Below are 13,733 nucleotides of genomic sequence, written 5' to 3'. Positions count from 1 at the left end.
GCAAAAGGCGGCCAGTCTGCTAAGCGCAGGGGCAAAGTCGCTTACGGATACGCCTCGCCATGCCTCCCTATCGCTCGCGCACCTCCACCCACGGCCGCAACATGGCCGGCGCCCGGGGCCTCTGGCGGGCCACCGGCATGAAGGACACCGACTTCGGCAAGCCGATCATCGCCATCGCCAACTCCTTCACCCAGTTCGTGCCCGGCCACGTCCACCTGAAGGACCTGGGCCAGCTCGTGGCGCGCGAGGTCGAGGCGGCCGGCGGCGTGGCCAAGGAGTTCAACACCATCGCCGTCGACGACGGCATCGCCATGGGCCACGACGGGATGCTCTACTCGCTGCCGTCGCGCGAACTGATCGCCGACGCGGTCGAGTACATGGTCAATGCCCATTGCGCCGACGCCCTGGTCTGCATCTCCAACTGCGACAAGATCACGCCCGGCATGCTGATGGCGGCGCTGCGGCTCAACATCCCGACGGTGTTCGTCTCGGGCGGGCCGATGGAGGCGGGCAAGGTCCTGCTGTCGACCGGCCCGCGCAAGGTGGACCTGATCGACGCCATGGTGGCCGCCGCCGACGACGCCGTCAGCGACGACGACGTGAAGACGATCGAGCGCTCGGCCTGCCCGACCTGCGGGTCGTGCTCGGGCATGTTCACGGCCAACTCGATGAACTGCCTCACCGAGGCTCTGGGCCTGTCGCTGCCGGGCAACGGGTCGGTGCTGGCCACCCACGCCGACCGCAAGGACCTGTTCCTGCAGGCCGGACGCCTGGTGGTGGAGCTGGCGCGCCGCCACTACGAGCAGGACGACGGCTCGGTGCTGCCGCGCGCGATCGCCAGCTTCGAGGCCTTCGAGAACGCCATGGCCCTCGACATCGCCATGGGCGGGTCGACCAACACCGTGCTGCACCTGCTGGCCGCCGCCCACGAGGGCGAGGTGGGCTTCACCATGGCCGACATCGACCGGCTCTCGCGCCGGGTGCCGTGCCTCAGCAAGGTCGCGCCGGCCAAGGGCGACGTCCACATGGAGGATGTCCACCGCGCCGGGGGCGTGATGGCGATCCTGGGCGAGCTGGACCGGGCGGGCCTGATCCACACCGGGCTGCCGACGGTGCATGCGCCCAGCCTGAAGGCCGCGCTCGACACCTGGGACATCGCCCGCAACCCCAGCCAGGCGGTGCGGACCTTCTTCCGCGCCGCGCCGGGCGGCGTGCCCACGCAGACGGCGTTCAGCCAGGACCGGCGCTGGGAGGAGCTGGACGTGGATCGCGCCGGCGGCGTGATCCGCGACAAGGCCCACGCCTTCAGCCAGGACGGCGGCCTCGCGGTCCTGTTCGGCAATCTCGCCGAGGACGGCTGCATCGTGAAGACGGCCGGCGTGGACGACAGCATCCTGAAGTTCAACGGCCCGGCGCGGGTCTACGAGAGCCAGGACGCGGCGGTCAGCGGCATCCTCACCGGCGAGGTGAAGGCGGGCGACGTGGTGGTCATCCGCTACGAGGGGCCGAAGGGCGGGCCGGGGATGCAGGAGATGCTGTACCCGACCAGCTACCTGAAATCGAAGGGGCTGGGGAAGGCCTGCGCCCTGATCACCGACGGCCGGTTCAGCGGCGGCACCTCGGGGCTCTCCATCGGCCACGCCTCGCCCGAAGCGGCCGAGGGCGGGACCATCGCCCTGGTCGAGACCGGCGACCCCATCGAGATCGACATCCCGTCGCGGCGCATCAGCCTGGCGGTGCCGGAGGCCGAGCTGGACCGGCGGCGCGCGGCCATGGACGCCCGCGCGGACGGCGGCTGGCGGCCGGCGGCGGCGCGGCCCCGGCGGGTGTCGCAGGCGCTCCAGGCCTACGCGGCGCTGACCACCAGCGCCGCCCGCGGCGCCGTCCGCGACGTCGGCCAGCTCACCCGCACCGCCCGCGAGCGCCGCCCGGCCGGCAAGACGCCGGCGGAGTGACCTCCTCTCCCGCGAGCGCCGTAGGCGCGATGAGGGGAGAGGGCAGGGTGAGGGTCGGCTGGGCGACTCCGTTCGCCCGTCGAGGGCCCGCGAAGCGTCACCGCCCGCGAGCCCTCGACCGCCGCCTTCCATCCTTCTGAACGTCATGGCCGGCCTTGTGCCGGCCACCCATGAACTCAGGCGGTGCAGACCACGGCGCGGGTTGACCCCGCCCCTTGCGGCAAGGCTGGCGCGTATGGGTGGCCGGGACAAGCCCGGCCATGACGAAGCTGGGGGGTGAGGCGTTGTCGGGTCGTTGGCGGGCATTCCCACTGCCCACCAAAACGCCGCGTTGGCTTGGGGGCGACGGAGCGACTATATAGCCGCGTGAGACAACGGCGGCGCGGAGTGCGCCGCTCAGGGAGTGATCAGCGCGATGGGCGCATTCAGCATCTGGCACGTTCTTGCGGTCCTCGTGGTCGCGCTCCTGCTGTTCGGCGGCCGCGGAAAGCTGTCGGGCCTGATGGGCGACGCCGCCAAGGGCATCCGCGCCTTCCGCGACGGCCTGAAGGGCGACGACGAACCCGGCCAGGACGCCTCGAAGTCGCTCCCGAAGGACGAGAAGGACAGCGCGCGGAGCTGATCCGCCGCGCCCCACGTGGATTCCCGCGCCGGCCCGCCTTGATGCGGCCGGCGCTTCTCATTAGGCCACCCGGATGCTTCCCGACGTCGGCGGATTAGAATGGCTGGTCATCGCGGTCGTGGCCCTCGTCGTCGTGGGGCCCAAGGACCTGCCGGTGATGCTGCGCAAGCTCGGCCAGTTCGTGGCCAAGCTGCGCAACATGGCGGCCGAGTTCCGCTCCAGCTTCGACGAGATGGCGCGCCAGTCCGAGCTGGATGAGCTGCGCAAGGAGGTCGAGGCCATGCGCCGCGGCCAGTTCGCCGACCTGTCGAGCCACGACGAGGCGATGCGCTCCACCGTGGGCGAGATCGAGCAGAGCCTGTCGGACGTGGGCGTGCAGCTCCACCCGCCCATGAGCTACCAGTACGACACCACGACCGAGCCGCCGCCCGCGCAGGTTCCGGACGAGCCCGCCAAGCCGGCGCGCAAGCCGCGGGCGAAGAAAGCGGCCGCCGCGAAGGTCGAGGCCAGGCCGATCGTCGAGGGCGGTCCGAAGCCGAAGAAGCCGCGCGCCCGCAAGACGGCCGAAAAGGCCACGGGGGCCAAGGCGTGAGCGACTACGACCCCGACGAAGCCGACATCGAGGCCAGCCGCGCGCCGCTGCTGGACCACCTGATCGAGCTGCGCGGGCGGCTGATCGTCTGCGTGGCCGCGGTGGTCGTGGGCTTCATCGGCTGCTTCGGCTTCGCCACCCAGATCTACGAGTTCCTGCTGCACCCGTTCCAGCTCGCCGGGCAGATCTTCGCCGCCCAGCAGAAGGGCGAGGCGCACGGCGCGTTCGACCTGCTGTTCGTGCTGATCGGGATGAAGAGCCTGGCGGCGGTGACCGGCGGCGCGCCGGCCATGATCTTCACCGCGCCCCTGGAGTTCTTCTTCACCAAGCTGAAGCTGGCCGGCTTCGGGGCGGTGGTGATCGCCTTCCCGATCCTGGCCTGGCAGACCTACGCCTTCGTGGCGCCGGGGCTCTACAAGCGCGAGCGCCGCGCCTTCCTGCCGTTCCTGCTGGCCTCGCCGGTGCTGTTCCTGGCCGGGGCCGCGCTCGTCTACTACGTGATCCTGCCGTTCGTGCTGTGGTTCTCGCTGTCGCAGCAGATCGTGGGCGCGACGGGCGTGCAGGTGCAGATGCTGCCCAAGGTGTCGGACTACCTGACCCTGGTCACGACGCTGCTGCTGGCCTTCGGCCTCTGCTTCCAGCTTCCCGTGGTGCTGACGCTGCTGGGCATGGCCGGCATCGTGAATTCGGCCATGCTGTGGAAGGGCTGGCGCTACGCGGTGCTGGGCGTGGTGGTGGTGGCCGCGGTGGTGACGCCGCCCGACCCGATCAGCCAACTCCTGCTGTCCGCGCCCATCATCGGACTCTACTTCCTGTCGATCGGCTGCGTGAAGCTGATCGAACTGCGCCGCCGCAAGGAGGATGCCGCGGCCGAGGCCGCCGCCTAGGGTCCGGACTCGATAGGGTTGCCGCAAGAACACAGTGTCATCCCGGCCGGAGGGCCGTATTCGGCCCGTAGAGCCGGGACCCAGGGGGTTCAAGCTCCGGGTCCGGTGGTCCTGGGTCCCGGCTCTCCGCTACGCTGCGGCCGGGATGACGATCTATATTATTGAATCTACGTTACTTTCAAACATCTGTAATTGAGTGCGGACCCTGGTGGCCAGGTCCAACGCGAGCTGAGTTGATCCAACAACTCCCGCTCATCCAGGCGAATGCCGGGACCCTAAGGGTTGGCTTCGGCGATGGCCTTGGCGCTCGCCTTGGCCACGTCGAGCGTTTCGCGCAACGCTTCGACGTCCGAGCCCGCGATGTAGCTGGTCACCGCCAGCACGTGGCCCTTCACCACCGTCGCGCCGACCGCGACCGCCGTCGGCCGCGCCTCGGCGCCGGCGCTGAGCCGGATCACGCCCGCCACGTAGTAGCCGTTGGCGTCGCGCGCGACGGGCCGCATGTCGGCGCCCACCTTCAGCTTGCGGCCGGCGGCGCGCTCGGCCTCGGCCCTGGCCTGCTCCCAGGCGGGATTGCCGAGCGCGAGGTTCAGCGGCGTCTCGGGGATCGGGCCCATGCGCTCGATCAGCTCGGCGCGGGTCAGCTTCTGGTCGGCCATCGCCTTCGGCGCGCGCAGGAAGAGGTAACGGCGCAGGTTGGCGCCGGCGGCCAGCGCCTCGCAGTCGATCAGCGCGAGGTACGTGATGCTCTGGCTGTCCATCGCGTCGGTGACCTGGGCGATGTTGGCGTAGCGGCCCTCGGGCGGGCAGTAGCCGTCGGGCACGGGCACGCGGATTTCGTCGCCGCCGACGCGGACCGCCGTCAGGTCGCCGGCGGCGGGCGCGGCCTGGGGCCACGCGAGCAGGGTCGCAACCATCGCGGCAAGCTTGAGCTTCATGCACACCCCCGACGCCAACGGGTGATCATCGCGGCGCCCGGGCCGGGCGGCAAGCTTGGCGCCCCCTTCGACGCGCACTAGAGAGGGCCGCTCAAACCTCCTGGACCCCCATGCACGACATCCGAGCCATTCGCGAGAACCCCGAGCTTTACGAGAAGGCCTGGGCGGCGAAGGGGTCGTCCGGCAAGGCGGCGGAGGCGATCGCGCTGGATGCGAAGCTGCGCGCCGCCCAGACGGCGGGGCAGGCGGCCCAGGCCGAGCGCAACGAGGCGTCCAAGAAGATCGGCCAGGCCAAGGCCCGGAAGGACGAGGACGAGGCCCAGCGCCTGATGGCGCAGGTCGAGGCGCTGAAGGCCGGCCAGGCGCAGCACGCCGAGGCCGAGCGCGAGGCCGCCGAGGCGCTGAAGGCGCTGCTGTCGTCGCTGCCGAACATCCCGTTCCCCGACGTGCCGGCGGGCGCCGACGAGCACCACAACGTCGAGGTCCGCCGCTGGGGCGAGCCCTTCGCGATCTCGAACCCCAAGGACCACGTCGACCTGGGCGAGAGCGCCGGCCTTCTGGACTTCGAGGCCGCGGTGCGGATGTCGGGCGCGCGCTTCACGGTGCTGAAGGGCCAGTTGGCCCGGCTGGAGCGCGCCATCGGCCAGTTCATGCTGGACCTGCAGACGCAGGAGCACGGCTACCTGGAGGTCGCTCCACCGCTGCTGGTCAACGACGCGGCGGCCTACGGCACCGACAAGCTGCCGAAGTTCGCCGAGGACCTGTTCCAGACCACCGACGGCCGCTGGCTGATCCCCACCGCCGAGGTGCCGCTGACCAGCCTGGTGATGGACCAGATCGTGGCCGAGGAGGAGCTGCCGCTGCGCTTCACGGCGCTGACGCCCTGCTTCCGCTCGGAGGCCGGCGCGAGCGGCCGCGACACCCGCGGCATGATCCGCCAGCACCAGTTCAACAAGGTGGAGCTGGTCTCGATCGTGGCCCCCGAGAAGTCGGAGGAAGAGCACGAGCGGATGGTGGGCTGCGCCGAGGCGGTGCTGAAGCGCCTGGAACTGCCGTTCCGGACCATGCTGCTCTGCACGGGCGACATGGGCTTCGGCGCACGCAAGACCTACGACCTCGAGGTCTGGCTGCCCAGCCAGGGCAAGTACCGCGAGATCAGCTCGTGCTCGAACTGCGGCGACTTCCAGGCCCGCCGCATGGACGCGCGCACCAAGAAGGCCGGCGAGAAGGGCACGCGGTTCGTCCACACGCTGAACGGCTCTGGCCTCGCCGTGGGCCGCACGCTGGTGGCGATCATGGAGAACTACCAGGACGAGGGCGGCCGCATCGCCATCCCCCAGGCGCTGCACCCCTATCTGCCGGGCATCACGCATATCGGAGGGAAGGCATGATTATCCCTCCCCTTCAGGGGAGGGACGGACCGCGAAGCGGTCAGGGTGGGGAGACCTCGATCCTCCCCGCCGTTGCCCGGTTTCCCCACCCTGGCGCCTGCGGCGCCTGTCCCTCCCCTGAAGGGGAGGGATGTCGCTGATGAGGATCCTCATCACCAACGACGACGGCATCCATGCCGACGGCCTGGCGGCCCTGGAGCGGATCGCCGCGGTGCTGTCGGACGACGTCTGGGTCGTGGCGCCGGAGTACGAGCAGTCGGGCGCCAGCCGCGCGCTGACCCTCGCCGACCCGATCCGCGTCCGGCAGCTCTCCGAGCGGCGGTTCGCCACCACCGGCACGCCGACCGACTGCGTGATGCTGGGCGTGAACGACCTGGTGCCGGGTCCCAGGCCCGACCTGGTGCTGTCCGGCGTGAACCGCGGCGCGAACCTGGCCGAGGACGTGACCATGTCGGGCACGGTGGCGGGCGCCATCGAGGGCATGGCGCTGGGCGTGCCCTCCATCGCGCTGTCGCAGATGGGCTTCTACGAGGAAGGGACCAGCTTCGAGGCGGCCGAGACCTTCGGGCCGGGCATCGTCAAGAAGCTGGTCGAGCTGGGCTGGCCCGCCGAGGTGGTGCTGAACATCAACTTCCCGAACGGGCCAGTCGACCGCATCAGGGAGGTCGAGGTCACCCGGCAGGGCTTCCGCGACTTCCACATCCGCCACAACGAGAAGCGGACCGACCTTCGCGGCCGCGACTATTACTGGGTCGGATTCAGGCAGTTGCGCTCCAGCCCCCCCGAGGGCACCGACCTGCGCGCGCTTTACGATGGCAAGATATCGGTCACCCCGTTGCATATCGACCTGACTCACCAGACCACGGTCCACGACCTGAAGGGGCGCCTCGGCGGCGTTCCGCCCAAGGCCTGAGATGTCCGAACCCGCCGACACGCCCGAAACCCAGATGGCGCGCCTGATCCTGGCGCTGCGCAGCCAGGGCGTGACCGAGGCCAAGGTGCTGGGCGCGATCGAATCCACGCCGCGGCAGATCTTCACCCAGGAGCTCTTCAAGGAGCGGGCGTTCGAGGACTCCGCGCTGCCTATCGCCTGCGGCCAGACCATCAGCCAGCCGTTCATCGTGGGCCTGATGACCCAGGCGCTGAAGATCGACAAGCGCGACCGCATCCTGGAGATCGGCACCGGCTCGGGCTACCAGACGACGATCCTCTCGAAGCTGGCGCGCCTGGTCTACACAGTCGAGCGCTACCGGACGCTGAAGCAGGAGGCCGAGGGCCGGTTCAAGGACCTGGGCCTGACCAACGTGATCACGAAGTTCGGCGACGGCGGCGAGGGGTGGCCCGAACAGGCGCCTTTCGACCGCATTATGGTCACAGCGGCGGCGCCAGGTGAGCCCAAGGCTCTGCTTTCGCAACTGAAGCCCACCGGGATCCTGGTGGCGCCGATCGGGAAGGGGCCTGTCCAGACGCTGCGTCGCTACACGGGCGACGGGAAGGGCGGGTATGAGATCGAGGACCTGATCGACGTGCGGTTCGTGCCTCTCCTGGACGGTGTCGCCAGGGAGCTCTGACCTTTTCGTGTTGTGGGCGGGGGTTGGCGGGGGCGCCGGCTCGCCGCCATCATCCCACCTCCACGCCCCGATGATTCTCGACAAGCCCCCCGGAGCGGCGATGACCTACAACTTCGGACGCACGGTCCTGATCCTCCTGGCCGGTTCGGCCCTGACGGCGTGCGCCACCGCCAACGACTTCGCCTTCGCGCCGACCGTGGCGATCCCGCCGCCCGGGCGACCGGTCGCGCTCGCGCCGGCCGTGTCGGTGGAAACCGCGCCGCCCGCCCAGAGCGCCGCGGTGGCCGCGATCGACCGCGCGCCCGTGCTGGCGTTCGAACCGCCCGCGGTGGACGCCTTCGCGCGGACGCGGAAACCCGCGGCCACGGCGCCCGCGGCGACCTACACCGTGCGCAGCGGCGACACCCTGGCCGCGATCTCGAGCCGGCTCGGGGTCGGCATGGACGACCTGGCCAAGGCCAACGGCCTGAAGCAGCCCTACCGGCTGCAGCCGGGCCAGGTGCTGAAGAACCCCAAGGCCAAGGCCCCGGCGCCCGCTTCGAAGGCCGCCGGCGGAACGAAGACCGCGAAGGCCGCGGCCGGGACCTACACGGTGAAGTCGGGCGACACCCTCTTCGCGCTGGCCAACCGCTTCGGCGTCGGCGTCGAGGACCTGCGGCGCGCCAACGGCCTGCGGGGGTCGTCCATCGCCGCCGGCCAGACGCTGAAGATTCCCGGCGCCGCCTCCGCGGAAGAGGCCGCCGCGCCCGAGGAGCAGGTCGTCGCCACGCCGCCGCGCAACTCGCCCCCGCCGCGCCGCGAGCGCGAGGCCGAGCGCGTGACGGTCCCGCCCGCCTCGTCCTCGGGCGGGGCGCTGGACGTCACGGGCCGGGTCGTGAACATCGACACCCCCGGGAAGTCCTATCGCGTCCGCAAGGGCGACACGCTGGAGGGGATCGCCGGACGACTGGACTCGTCGGTCTCCGAACTCGCCAGGCTCAACAAGCTGAAGCAGCCCTACCGGCTGCAGCCGGGCCAGACGATCCACGGGCCGGGCGGCACGGCCAAGGCCTATGTGGTGGAGCGCGGCGACACGCTGGCCAAGGTCGCCCAGCGGTTCTCCACCACCGTCGACAAGCTGCGCGCCGCCAACGGCCTGGCGCGCGGCGCCGCCATCGGCCCGGGGCGCAAGCTGCGCCTGCCGGCCGGCTACCGCGACCGCGGCCCCATCGAAGCGAGCAACCCCACGCCGCCGCGCGCCACCACCACGTCGCCGCAGCGTCCCGCGTCGTCGATCGAGGTTCCGTCGCCTCAGCGCCCGCCGTCGTCGTTCGACACGCCGCCGCCGACGGGCCAGACCCTGCCGCCGCCGCGCTCGGCGCCGCGGCCGCCGGTCGTGCTGCCCAGCGCGCCGCAGCCTTACCGCCCCTCGGGCCCGCCGGTCGGCGCGCCCACCGCCAGCCCGCAGGTCAGCGACGCCCAGATCATGCAGATGGGCCGCGGGCTGTTCGCCTGGCCGGTCAACGGCCGCGACATGATCTCGGGCTTCGGCGACCGTGGCGGCGGCCAGCGCAACGACGGCATCAACATCCGTACGCCGGCGGGCGAGCCGGTGCGCGCCGCCGCGGCGGGCGACGTGGTCTACGCCGGCGACCAGGTGCCGGGCTTCGGCAATCTCGTGCTGGTGAAGCATGCCGACGGGTGGGTCACGGCCTACGGCCACATGGGCCGCGTGGACGTGCGCATGCAGCAGAAGGTCGAGCAGGGCCAGCAGATCGGCCAGGCGGGCTCGTCCGGAGGCGTGTCCGAGCCGCAACTGCACTTCGAGGTCCGCTATGCGCCGACCCCGCAGGAGCGGGCGCGGCCGGTCAACCCGACGCTGGTGCTGCCCCAGTAGGCGGCGTCAGGCGCCGCGGTCGAGGACGCTCTCGGCCACGCCGCCCTGTTCGACCTTCACGCCGAGATACCGCATGACGCCGTCCGCGAAGCTGATGTCCGTCACCGGGAGTTCGCGGTCGCGCTTCAGGTTCGCGACATCGGCCATGGTGAGGCGCAGCGTCATGTGCTCCCTCGCCACGCCTTCGGCCTCGGCGGCCTCGATCTGCGCGCGGAAGTGAGGGCCGGGCGGCTTGCGGCGGGGGGGCTGCGCGGGCATCGGGCCTAGGCCGCGGTGAAGAAGCCGTGCTCGCCGAAGACGCGCACGATGCAGGGGCGGCCGGCGTCCATCGCGGCGCGGGCGTGCTTGTTGGCGGCGGCCTTCGCCTCTTCCTTGTTGGCCGTCACGTCGCTGACTTCGCCGCCGTGTTCGACAGCCCAGCCGGAGGGGTGGCGGACCACCGTGATCACGTCACGGTCCGGACCATTGCGCATCGGGAAGCTCCATCGGGTCGTGGCGTCGGGCCACACCGGGCGCGTCGCAGGCAAGCGCGTATTCTAGAGTTAATTCACGCTCCTGTCGCCTGCCCGGGCAATAATTCGGACGAAATCCTTGCCCTGAGCCAGGAATACCGTATGGTCTCACGCTCGAATATCGCACTGGCTCGCGAGATTTCCGGTCCGGATTTTTCAGAGATCCGATACGGAATTCCCCCACGACCCTCTCCGAGAATTTGATGCAAGCGTCGGCACATGGCGCAAAATATTTGCACCCCGGAAAGGGAACAAAAATGGCAGTAGGCACCGTGAAGTGGTTCAACGCCACCAAGGGTTTCGGCTTCATCCAGCCTGAGGACGGCGGTCAGGACGTGTTCGTCCACATCTCGGCCGTCGAGCGCGCCGGCATGGCCGGCCTGAACGAAGGCCAGAAGGTCAGCTTCGAGCTCGAGCGCGACAAGCGCAGCGGCAAGATGTCGGCCGGCCAGCTTCAGAGCGCCTGAAGCCCACGGATCGAACGGGGAAGAGGCCGGCGTTCCGCCGGCCTTTTTCTTTGCGCCTAGAGGGGCAGGGGCTTGCCGAGTTCGCCGGCCAGGTCGCGGATGAACTGCCAGGCGACGCGGCCCGAGCGGGCGCCCCGGAGCTGGGCCCATTGCAGGGCGCGGCGGTCCAGGTCGGACGTCTCCAGGCCGAACCGGGCGGCATAGGCGCCGACGGCGGCGAGGTAGGTCGGCTGGTCCATCGGCGGGAAGCCGATCCAGAGGCCGAAGCGGTCCGAGACGCTGACCTCCTCCTCGGCGTCCTCGGCGGCGGCGACGAGGCCGCGATCCTCCTGGTGGCCGCGCGGCATCAGGTGGCGGCGGTTCGATGTGGCGACGAACAGCACGTTGGCCGGTGGGCCCGAGACGCCGCCCTCCAGGGCCGACTTCAGCGCCTTGGCCGCCGCCGCGCCCTCCTCGAACGAGAGGTCGTCGCAGAGCACCAGGAACCGCTCGGCGCGTCCGCGCAGGACGTCGAAGAGGGCGGGCAGGGTGACGACCTCGTCGCGGTCGACCTCGACCAGCTTCAGGTCCGGCGCGTCGGCGGCCACCGCCATGAACGCCGCCTTGGCCAGCGAGCTCTTGCCCGTGCCGCGCACGCCCCAGAGCAGCGCGTGGTTGGAGGGCAGGCCCGCGGCGAAGCGCTGCAGGTTCTCGAGGAACCGGTCCTTCTGGCGCTCGACGCCGACCAGGCTCTCCAGCGCCAGCGGATAGTCCGGCGCCGGGTGGAAGGCGCCGGTCGCCGGGTCGTGGCGGAAGAGGCGCGCGCCGTCGAAACGCGCGGCCGCGGGGGCGGGCGGGGCGAGCCGCTCCAGGGCCTCGGCGATACGGGTGAGAACAGGCTTGAGATCGGCGTCCATCGGCCGCTGCCTAACACTGTGGCCGGTTCCATTGCAAAAGCAGGTCCTTGCGAATAGCTTCCGCCGACCCGATTTCCGGCCGTACCCAGGGCCACCTTTCCGGAGACGAGATGAACGACCCCAATGCCCTGATCCAGGTCATCGGCATGCCGATCCTGCTGATCGTGCTGTTCTACTTCCTGATGATCCGCCCGCAGCAGCGCCGGATGAAGCAGCATCAGGCGATGCTGGGCGGCCTGAAGCGTGGCGACCAGGTCGTGCTCTCGTCGGGCCTGATCGGCAAGATCGTCCGCGTCGAGGACAAGGAAGTCGGCCTGGAGATCGCCAGCGGCGTCACCGTGAAGGTGGTGAAGGGCATGATCCAGGATGTCCGCAGCCGCGGCGAACCGGCTCCGGCCAACGATTCCAAGGCCTAAGCAGCCTTCCGATGATCAAAGTAGCCCGCTGGAAGATCGTCCTCGTCGTCCTGGCGACGCTCTACGGGATCTTCTTCACGCTCCCGAACGTGCTGCCGGCCAGCGCGCGCGACAGCCTGCCGGCGTTCATGCCCAGGCAGGTCCTGAACCTGGGCCTCGACCTGCAGGGCGGGTCGTACCTGCTCTACGAGGTGGACACCCAGGCGCTGCGCGCCGAGCGGCTGACGAACCTGACCGAGGACGCGCGCACCGAACTGCGCAACGCCGAGATCCAGTTCAGCGGCCTGGGCGTCGTGAACGGCGAGGTCGTGGTCCGCATCACCGACCCGGCCCAGGTCGACGCCGCCGCCCGGGCGCTGCGCAAGACCCTGGGCGCGCCGCTTGCGGGCGCCGCGGGCGGCCGCGACGTGACCATCAGCGTGGAAGGCGACCAGCGCATCCGCATCGCCTTCGTCAGCCAGGCCCTGCAGGCCCAGGCGGCCAAGTCCGTGGACCAGTCCATCGAGGTGATCCGCCGCCGGATCGACGAACTGGGCACCAAGGAGCCGGATATCCGCCGCCAGGGCGCGAACCGCATCTCCATCGCCGCGCCGGGCGAGAGCGACCCGAAGAAGTTGCAGGCCATCGTCGGCCAGACCGCGAAGCTGACCTTCCAGATGGTCGACGAGACCGCCGACCTCGCCGCCGCGCAGTCGGGCCGCGTTCCGCCGGGGACCATGCTCGTGCCCGGCGACGACCTCGCGCCGTTCTATGTGGTGAAGCGCCGCGCCCTGGTCACCGGCGAGATGCTGACCGACGCCGGCTCCGCCTTCGACCAGCAGACCGGGCGCCCGGTCGTGACCTTCCGCTTCAACGGGGTCGGCGCGAAGAAGTTCGGCGAGGCGACCAGCGCCAACGTCGGCAAGCGCTTCGCCATCGTGCTCGACAACAAGGTCATCTCGGCGCCGACGATCATCAACCCGATCACCGGCGGCAACGGCCAGATCACCGGCAACTTCACGACCGAGAGCGCCAACAACCTGGCGATCCTGCTCCGCGCCGGCGCGCTGCCCGCGCCGCTGACGATCCAGGAACAGCAGACGGTCTCGGCCGAGCTCGGGGCGGACGCCATCCGCGCCGGGGCGATCTCGCTGGTGATCGGCGGCATCGCGATCATCATCTTCATCGTGCTGGCCTACGGCCTGTTCGGCGTCTTCGCGGCGCTGGCCCTGATCGTGAACGTGCTGCTGATCCTCGGCATCATGTCGATGACCCAGGCGACGCTGACCTTCCCGGGCATCGCCGGCCTGATCCTGACATTGGCGGTGGCGGTCGACGCCAACGTGCTGATCTACGAGCGGGTCCGCGACGAGGCGCACGCCGGGCGAACACCGATCATGGCGCTGGAGCACGGCTACAGCCGCGCGCTGGTGTCGATCCTGGACGCCAACATCACCAGCGCCATCTCCGCCGTCATCATGTTCCAGTTCGGGTCGGGCCCGATCCGCGGCTTCGCCTGGACCCTGCTGATCGGCGTCGTCACCTCGGTGTTCACCGCCGTGGTCATCACCCAGGTCCTGATCGGCTGGTGGTTCCGCGCCGCCAAGCCCAAAGCCCTGCCGATCGAGTAG

General features: G+C 70.4%; 15 protein-coding genes. 11 read left to right on the top strand and 4 right to left on the bottom strand.

Going from position 1 to position 13,733, the window contains the following annotated elements:
- Positions 1 to 59 precede the first annotated feature (59 nt).
- From ilvD to tatC, 4 genes are all read left to right on the top strand, one after another.
- A complete protein-coding gene (gene ilvD / locus KF737_RS10810; protein ID WP_296454279.1) occupies positions 60 to 1,955 on the top strand; it encodes a dihydroxy-acid dehydratase in 1,896 nt (631 codons plus the stop codon).
- Between the two features lie 415 nt (positions 1,956 to 2,370).
- Positions 2,371 to 2,577: a twin-arginine translocase TatA/TatE family subunit gene (locus KF737_RS10805; RefSeq protein WP_296454276.1), complete on the top strand. Its 207-nt coding sequence runs from the start codon at positions 2,371 to 2,373 to the stop codon at positions 2,575 to 2,577.
- Between the two features lie 73 nt (positions 2,578 to 2,650).
- Positions 2,651 to 3,169 (top strand): Sec-independent protein translocase protein TatB, encoded by a 519-nt coding sequence (gene tatB / locus KF737_RS10800; protein ID WP_296454274.1) that lies wholly within the window; start codon positions 2,651 to 2,653, stop codon positions 3,167 to 3,169.
- Positions 3,166 to 4,056: a twin-arginine translocase subunit TatC gene (gene tatC, locus KF737_RS10795; protein ID WP_296454272.1), complete on the top strand. Its 891-nt coding sequence runs from the start codon at positions 3,166 to 3,168 to the stop codon at positions 4,054 to 4,056. Before tatB ends, tatC begins: the two co-directional genes overlap by 4 nt.
- A gap of 275 nt (positions 4,057 to 4,331) precedes the next feature.
- Here the strand turns inward: tatC and KF737_RS10790 are convergent, their stop codons facing one another.
- Positions 4,332 to 4,994, bottom strand: coding sequence for a hypothetical protein (locus KF737_RS10790; protein ID WP_296454270.1), 663 nt, complete (start codon positions 4,992 to 4,994; stop codon positions 4,332 to 4,334).
- 110 nt (positions 4,995 to 5,104) lie between these two features.
- Here KF737_RS10790 and serS point away from each other — a divergent pair, with 110 nt between their 5' ends.
- From serS to KF737_RS10770, 4 genes are all read left to right on the top strand, one after another.
- Positions 5,105 to 6,385, top strand: coding sequence for a serine--tRNA ligase (gene serS / locus KF737_RS10785; protein WP_296454268.1), 1,281 nt, complete (start codon positions 5,105 to 5,107; stop codon positions 6,383 to 6,385).
- A 139-nt stretch (positions 6,386 to 6,524) separates the two neighbouring features.
- Complete coding sequence (gene surE, locus KF737_RS10780; RefSeq protein ID WP_296454266.1) at positions 6,525 to 7,298, top strand: 5'/3'-nucleotidase SurE; 774 nt, start codon at positions 6,525 to 6,527, stop codon at positions 7,296 to 7,298.
- Between the two features lies 1 nt (position 7,299).
- Positions 7,300 to 7,956, top strand: a complete 657-nt coding sequence (locus tag KF737_RS10775; RefSeq protein WP_296454265.1) for a protein-L-isoaspartate(D-aspartate) O-methyltransferase — start codon at positions 7,300 to 7,302, stop codon at positions 7,954 to 7,956.
- A gap of 100 nt (positions 7,957 to 8,056) precedes the next feature.
- Entirely contained in the window at positions 8,057 to 9,832 is a 1,776-nt protein-coding gene (locus KF737_RS10770) for a LysM peptidoglycan-binding domain-containing protein (RefSeq protein WP_296454263.1), read from the top strand.
- 6 nt (positions 9,833 to 9,838) lie between these two features.
- On the opposite strand, the gene KF737_RS10765 is transcribed toward KF737_RS10770, so the two are convergent.
- Complete coding sequence (locus tag KF737_RS10765; RefSeq protein ID WP_296454260.1) at positions 9,839 to 10,090, bottom strand: hypothetical protein; 252 nt, start codon at positions 10,088 to 10,090, stop codon at positions 9,839 to 9,841.
- A gap of 5 nt (positions 10,091 to 10,095) precedes the next feature.
- The gene (locus tag KF737_RS10760) at positions 10,096 to 10,305 is read right to left on the bottom strand and encodes a DUF2188 domain-containing protein (protein ID WP_296454258.1); all 210 of its coding nucleotides are present in this window, start codon (positions 10,303 to 10,305) and stop codon (positions 10,096 to 10,098) included.
- A 296-nt stretch (positions 10,306 to 10,601) separates the two neighbouring features.
- On the opposite strand from KF737_RS10760, the gene KF737_RS10755 reads away from it, so the two are divergent.
- A complete protein-coding gene (locus tag KF737_RS10755; protein ID WP_296454255.1) occupies positions 10,602 to 10,811 on the top strand; it encodes a cold-shock protein in 210 nt (69 codons plus the stop codon).
- Positions 10,812 to 10,867: 56 nt separating this feature from the next.
- On the opposite strand, the gene KF737_RS10750 is transcribed toward KF737_RS10755, so the two are convergent.
- Entirely contained in the window at positions 10,868 to 11,707 is an 840-nt protein-coding gene (locus tag KF737_RS10750; RefSeq protein ID WP_296454253.1) for an ATP-binding protein, read from the bottom strand.
- Positions 11,708 to 11,817: 110 nt separating this feature from the next.
- On the opposite strand from KF737_RS10750, the gene yajC reads away from it, so the two are divergent.
- Both yajC and secD read left to right on the top strand, forming a co-directional pair.
- Complete coding sequence (gene yajC / locus KF737_RS10745) at positions 11,818 to 12,123, top strand: preprotein translocase subunit YajC (protein WP_296454252.1); 306 nt, start codon at positions 11,818 to 11,820, stop codon at positions 12,121 to 12,123.
- An 11-nt stretch (positions 12,124 to 12,134) separates the two neighbouring features.
- Positions 12,135 to 13,733 carry a protein translocase subunit SecD gene (secD, locus tag KF737_RS10740; protein ID WP_296454250.1) on the top strand — a complete coding sequence of 533 codons (1,599 nt, stop codon included), beginning with the start codon at positions 12,135 to 12,137 and terminating at the stop codon, positions 13,731 to 13,733.

Source organism: Phenylobacterium sp., assembly GCF_019636135.1.
GTDB lineage: Bacteria > Pseudomonadota > Alphaproteobacteria > Caulobacterales > Caulobacteraceae > Phenylobacterium.
The sequence above is the reverse complement of the archived record's forward strand: the minus strand, read 5'-3'. Positions and strand labels throughout refer to the sequence as shown.

Coding starts and splice junctions, on each gene's coding strand:
- serS (WP_296454268.1), top strand. CDS start 5,105: ATGCACGACATCCGAGCCATTCGCGAGAACCCCGAGCTTTACGAGAAG.
- yajC (WP_296454252.1), top strand. CDS start 11,818: ATGAACGACCCCAATGCCCTGATCCAGGTCATCGGCATGCCGATCCTG.
- ilvD (WP_296454279.1), top strand. CDS start 60: ATGCCTCCCTATCGCTCGCGCACCTCCACCCACGGCCGCAACATGGCC.
- KF737_RS10765 (WP_296454260.1), bottom strand. CDS start 10,090: ATGCCCGCGCAGCCCCCCCGCCGCAAGCCGCCCGGCCCTCACTTCCGC.
- KF737_RS10750 (WP_296454253.1), bottom strand. CDS start 11,707: ATGGACGCCGATCTCAAGCCTGTTCTCACCCGTATCGCCGAGGCCCTG.
- surE (WP_296454266.1), top strand. CDS start 6,525: ATGAGGATCCTCATCACCAACGACGACGGCATCCATGCCGACGGCCTG.
- KF737_RS10790 (WP_296454270.1), bottom strand. CDS start 4,994: ATGAAGCTCAAGCTTGCCGCGATGGTTGCGACCCTGCTCGCGTGGCCC.
- KF737_RS10775 (WP_296454265.1), top strand. CDS start 7,300: ATGTCCGAACCCGCCGACACGCCCGAAACCCAGATGGCGCGCCTGATC.
- KF737_RS10805 (WP_296454276.1), top strand. CDS start 2,371: ATGGGCGCATTCAGCATCTGGCACGTTCTTGCGGTCCTCGTGGTCGCG.
- KF737_RS10770 (WP_296454263.1), top strand. CDS start 8,057: ATGACCTACAACTTCGGACGCACGGTCCTGATCCTCCTGGCCGGTTCG.
- KF737_RS10755 (WP_296454255.1), top strand. CDS start 10,602: ATGGCAGTAGGCACCGTGAAGTGGTTCAACGCCACCAAGGGTTTCGGC.
- secD (WP_296454250.1), top strand. CDS start 12,135: ATGATCAAAGTAGCCCGCTGGAAGATCGTCCTCGTCGTCCTGGCGACG.
- KF737_RS10760 (WP_296454258.1), bottom strand. CDS start 10,305: ATGCGCAATGGTCCGGACCGTGACGTGATCACGGTGGTCCGCCACCCC.
- tatB (WP_296454274.1), top strand. CDS start 2,651: ATGCTTCCCGACGTCGGCGGATTAGAATGGCTGGTCATCGCGGTCGTG.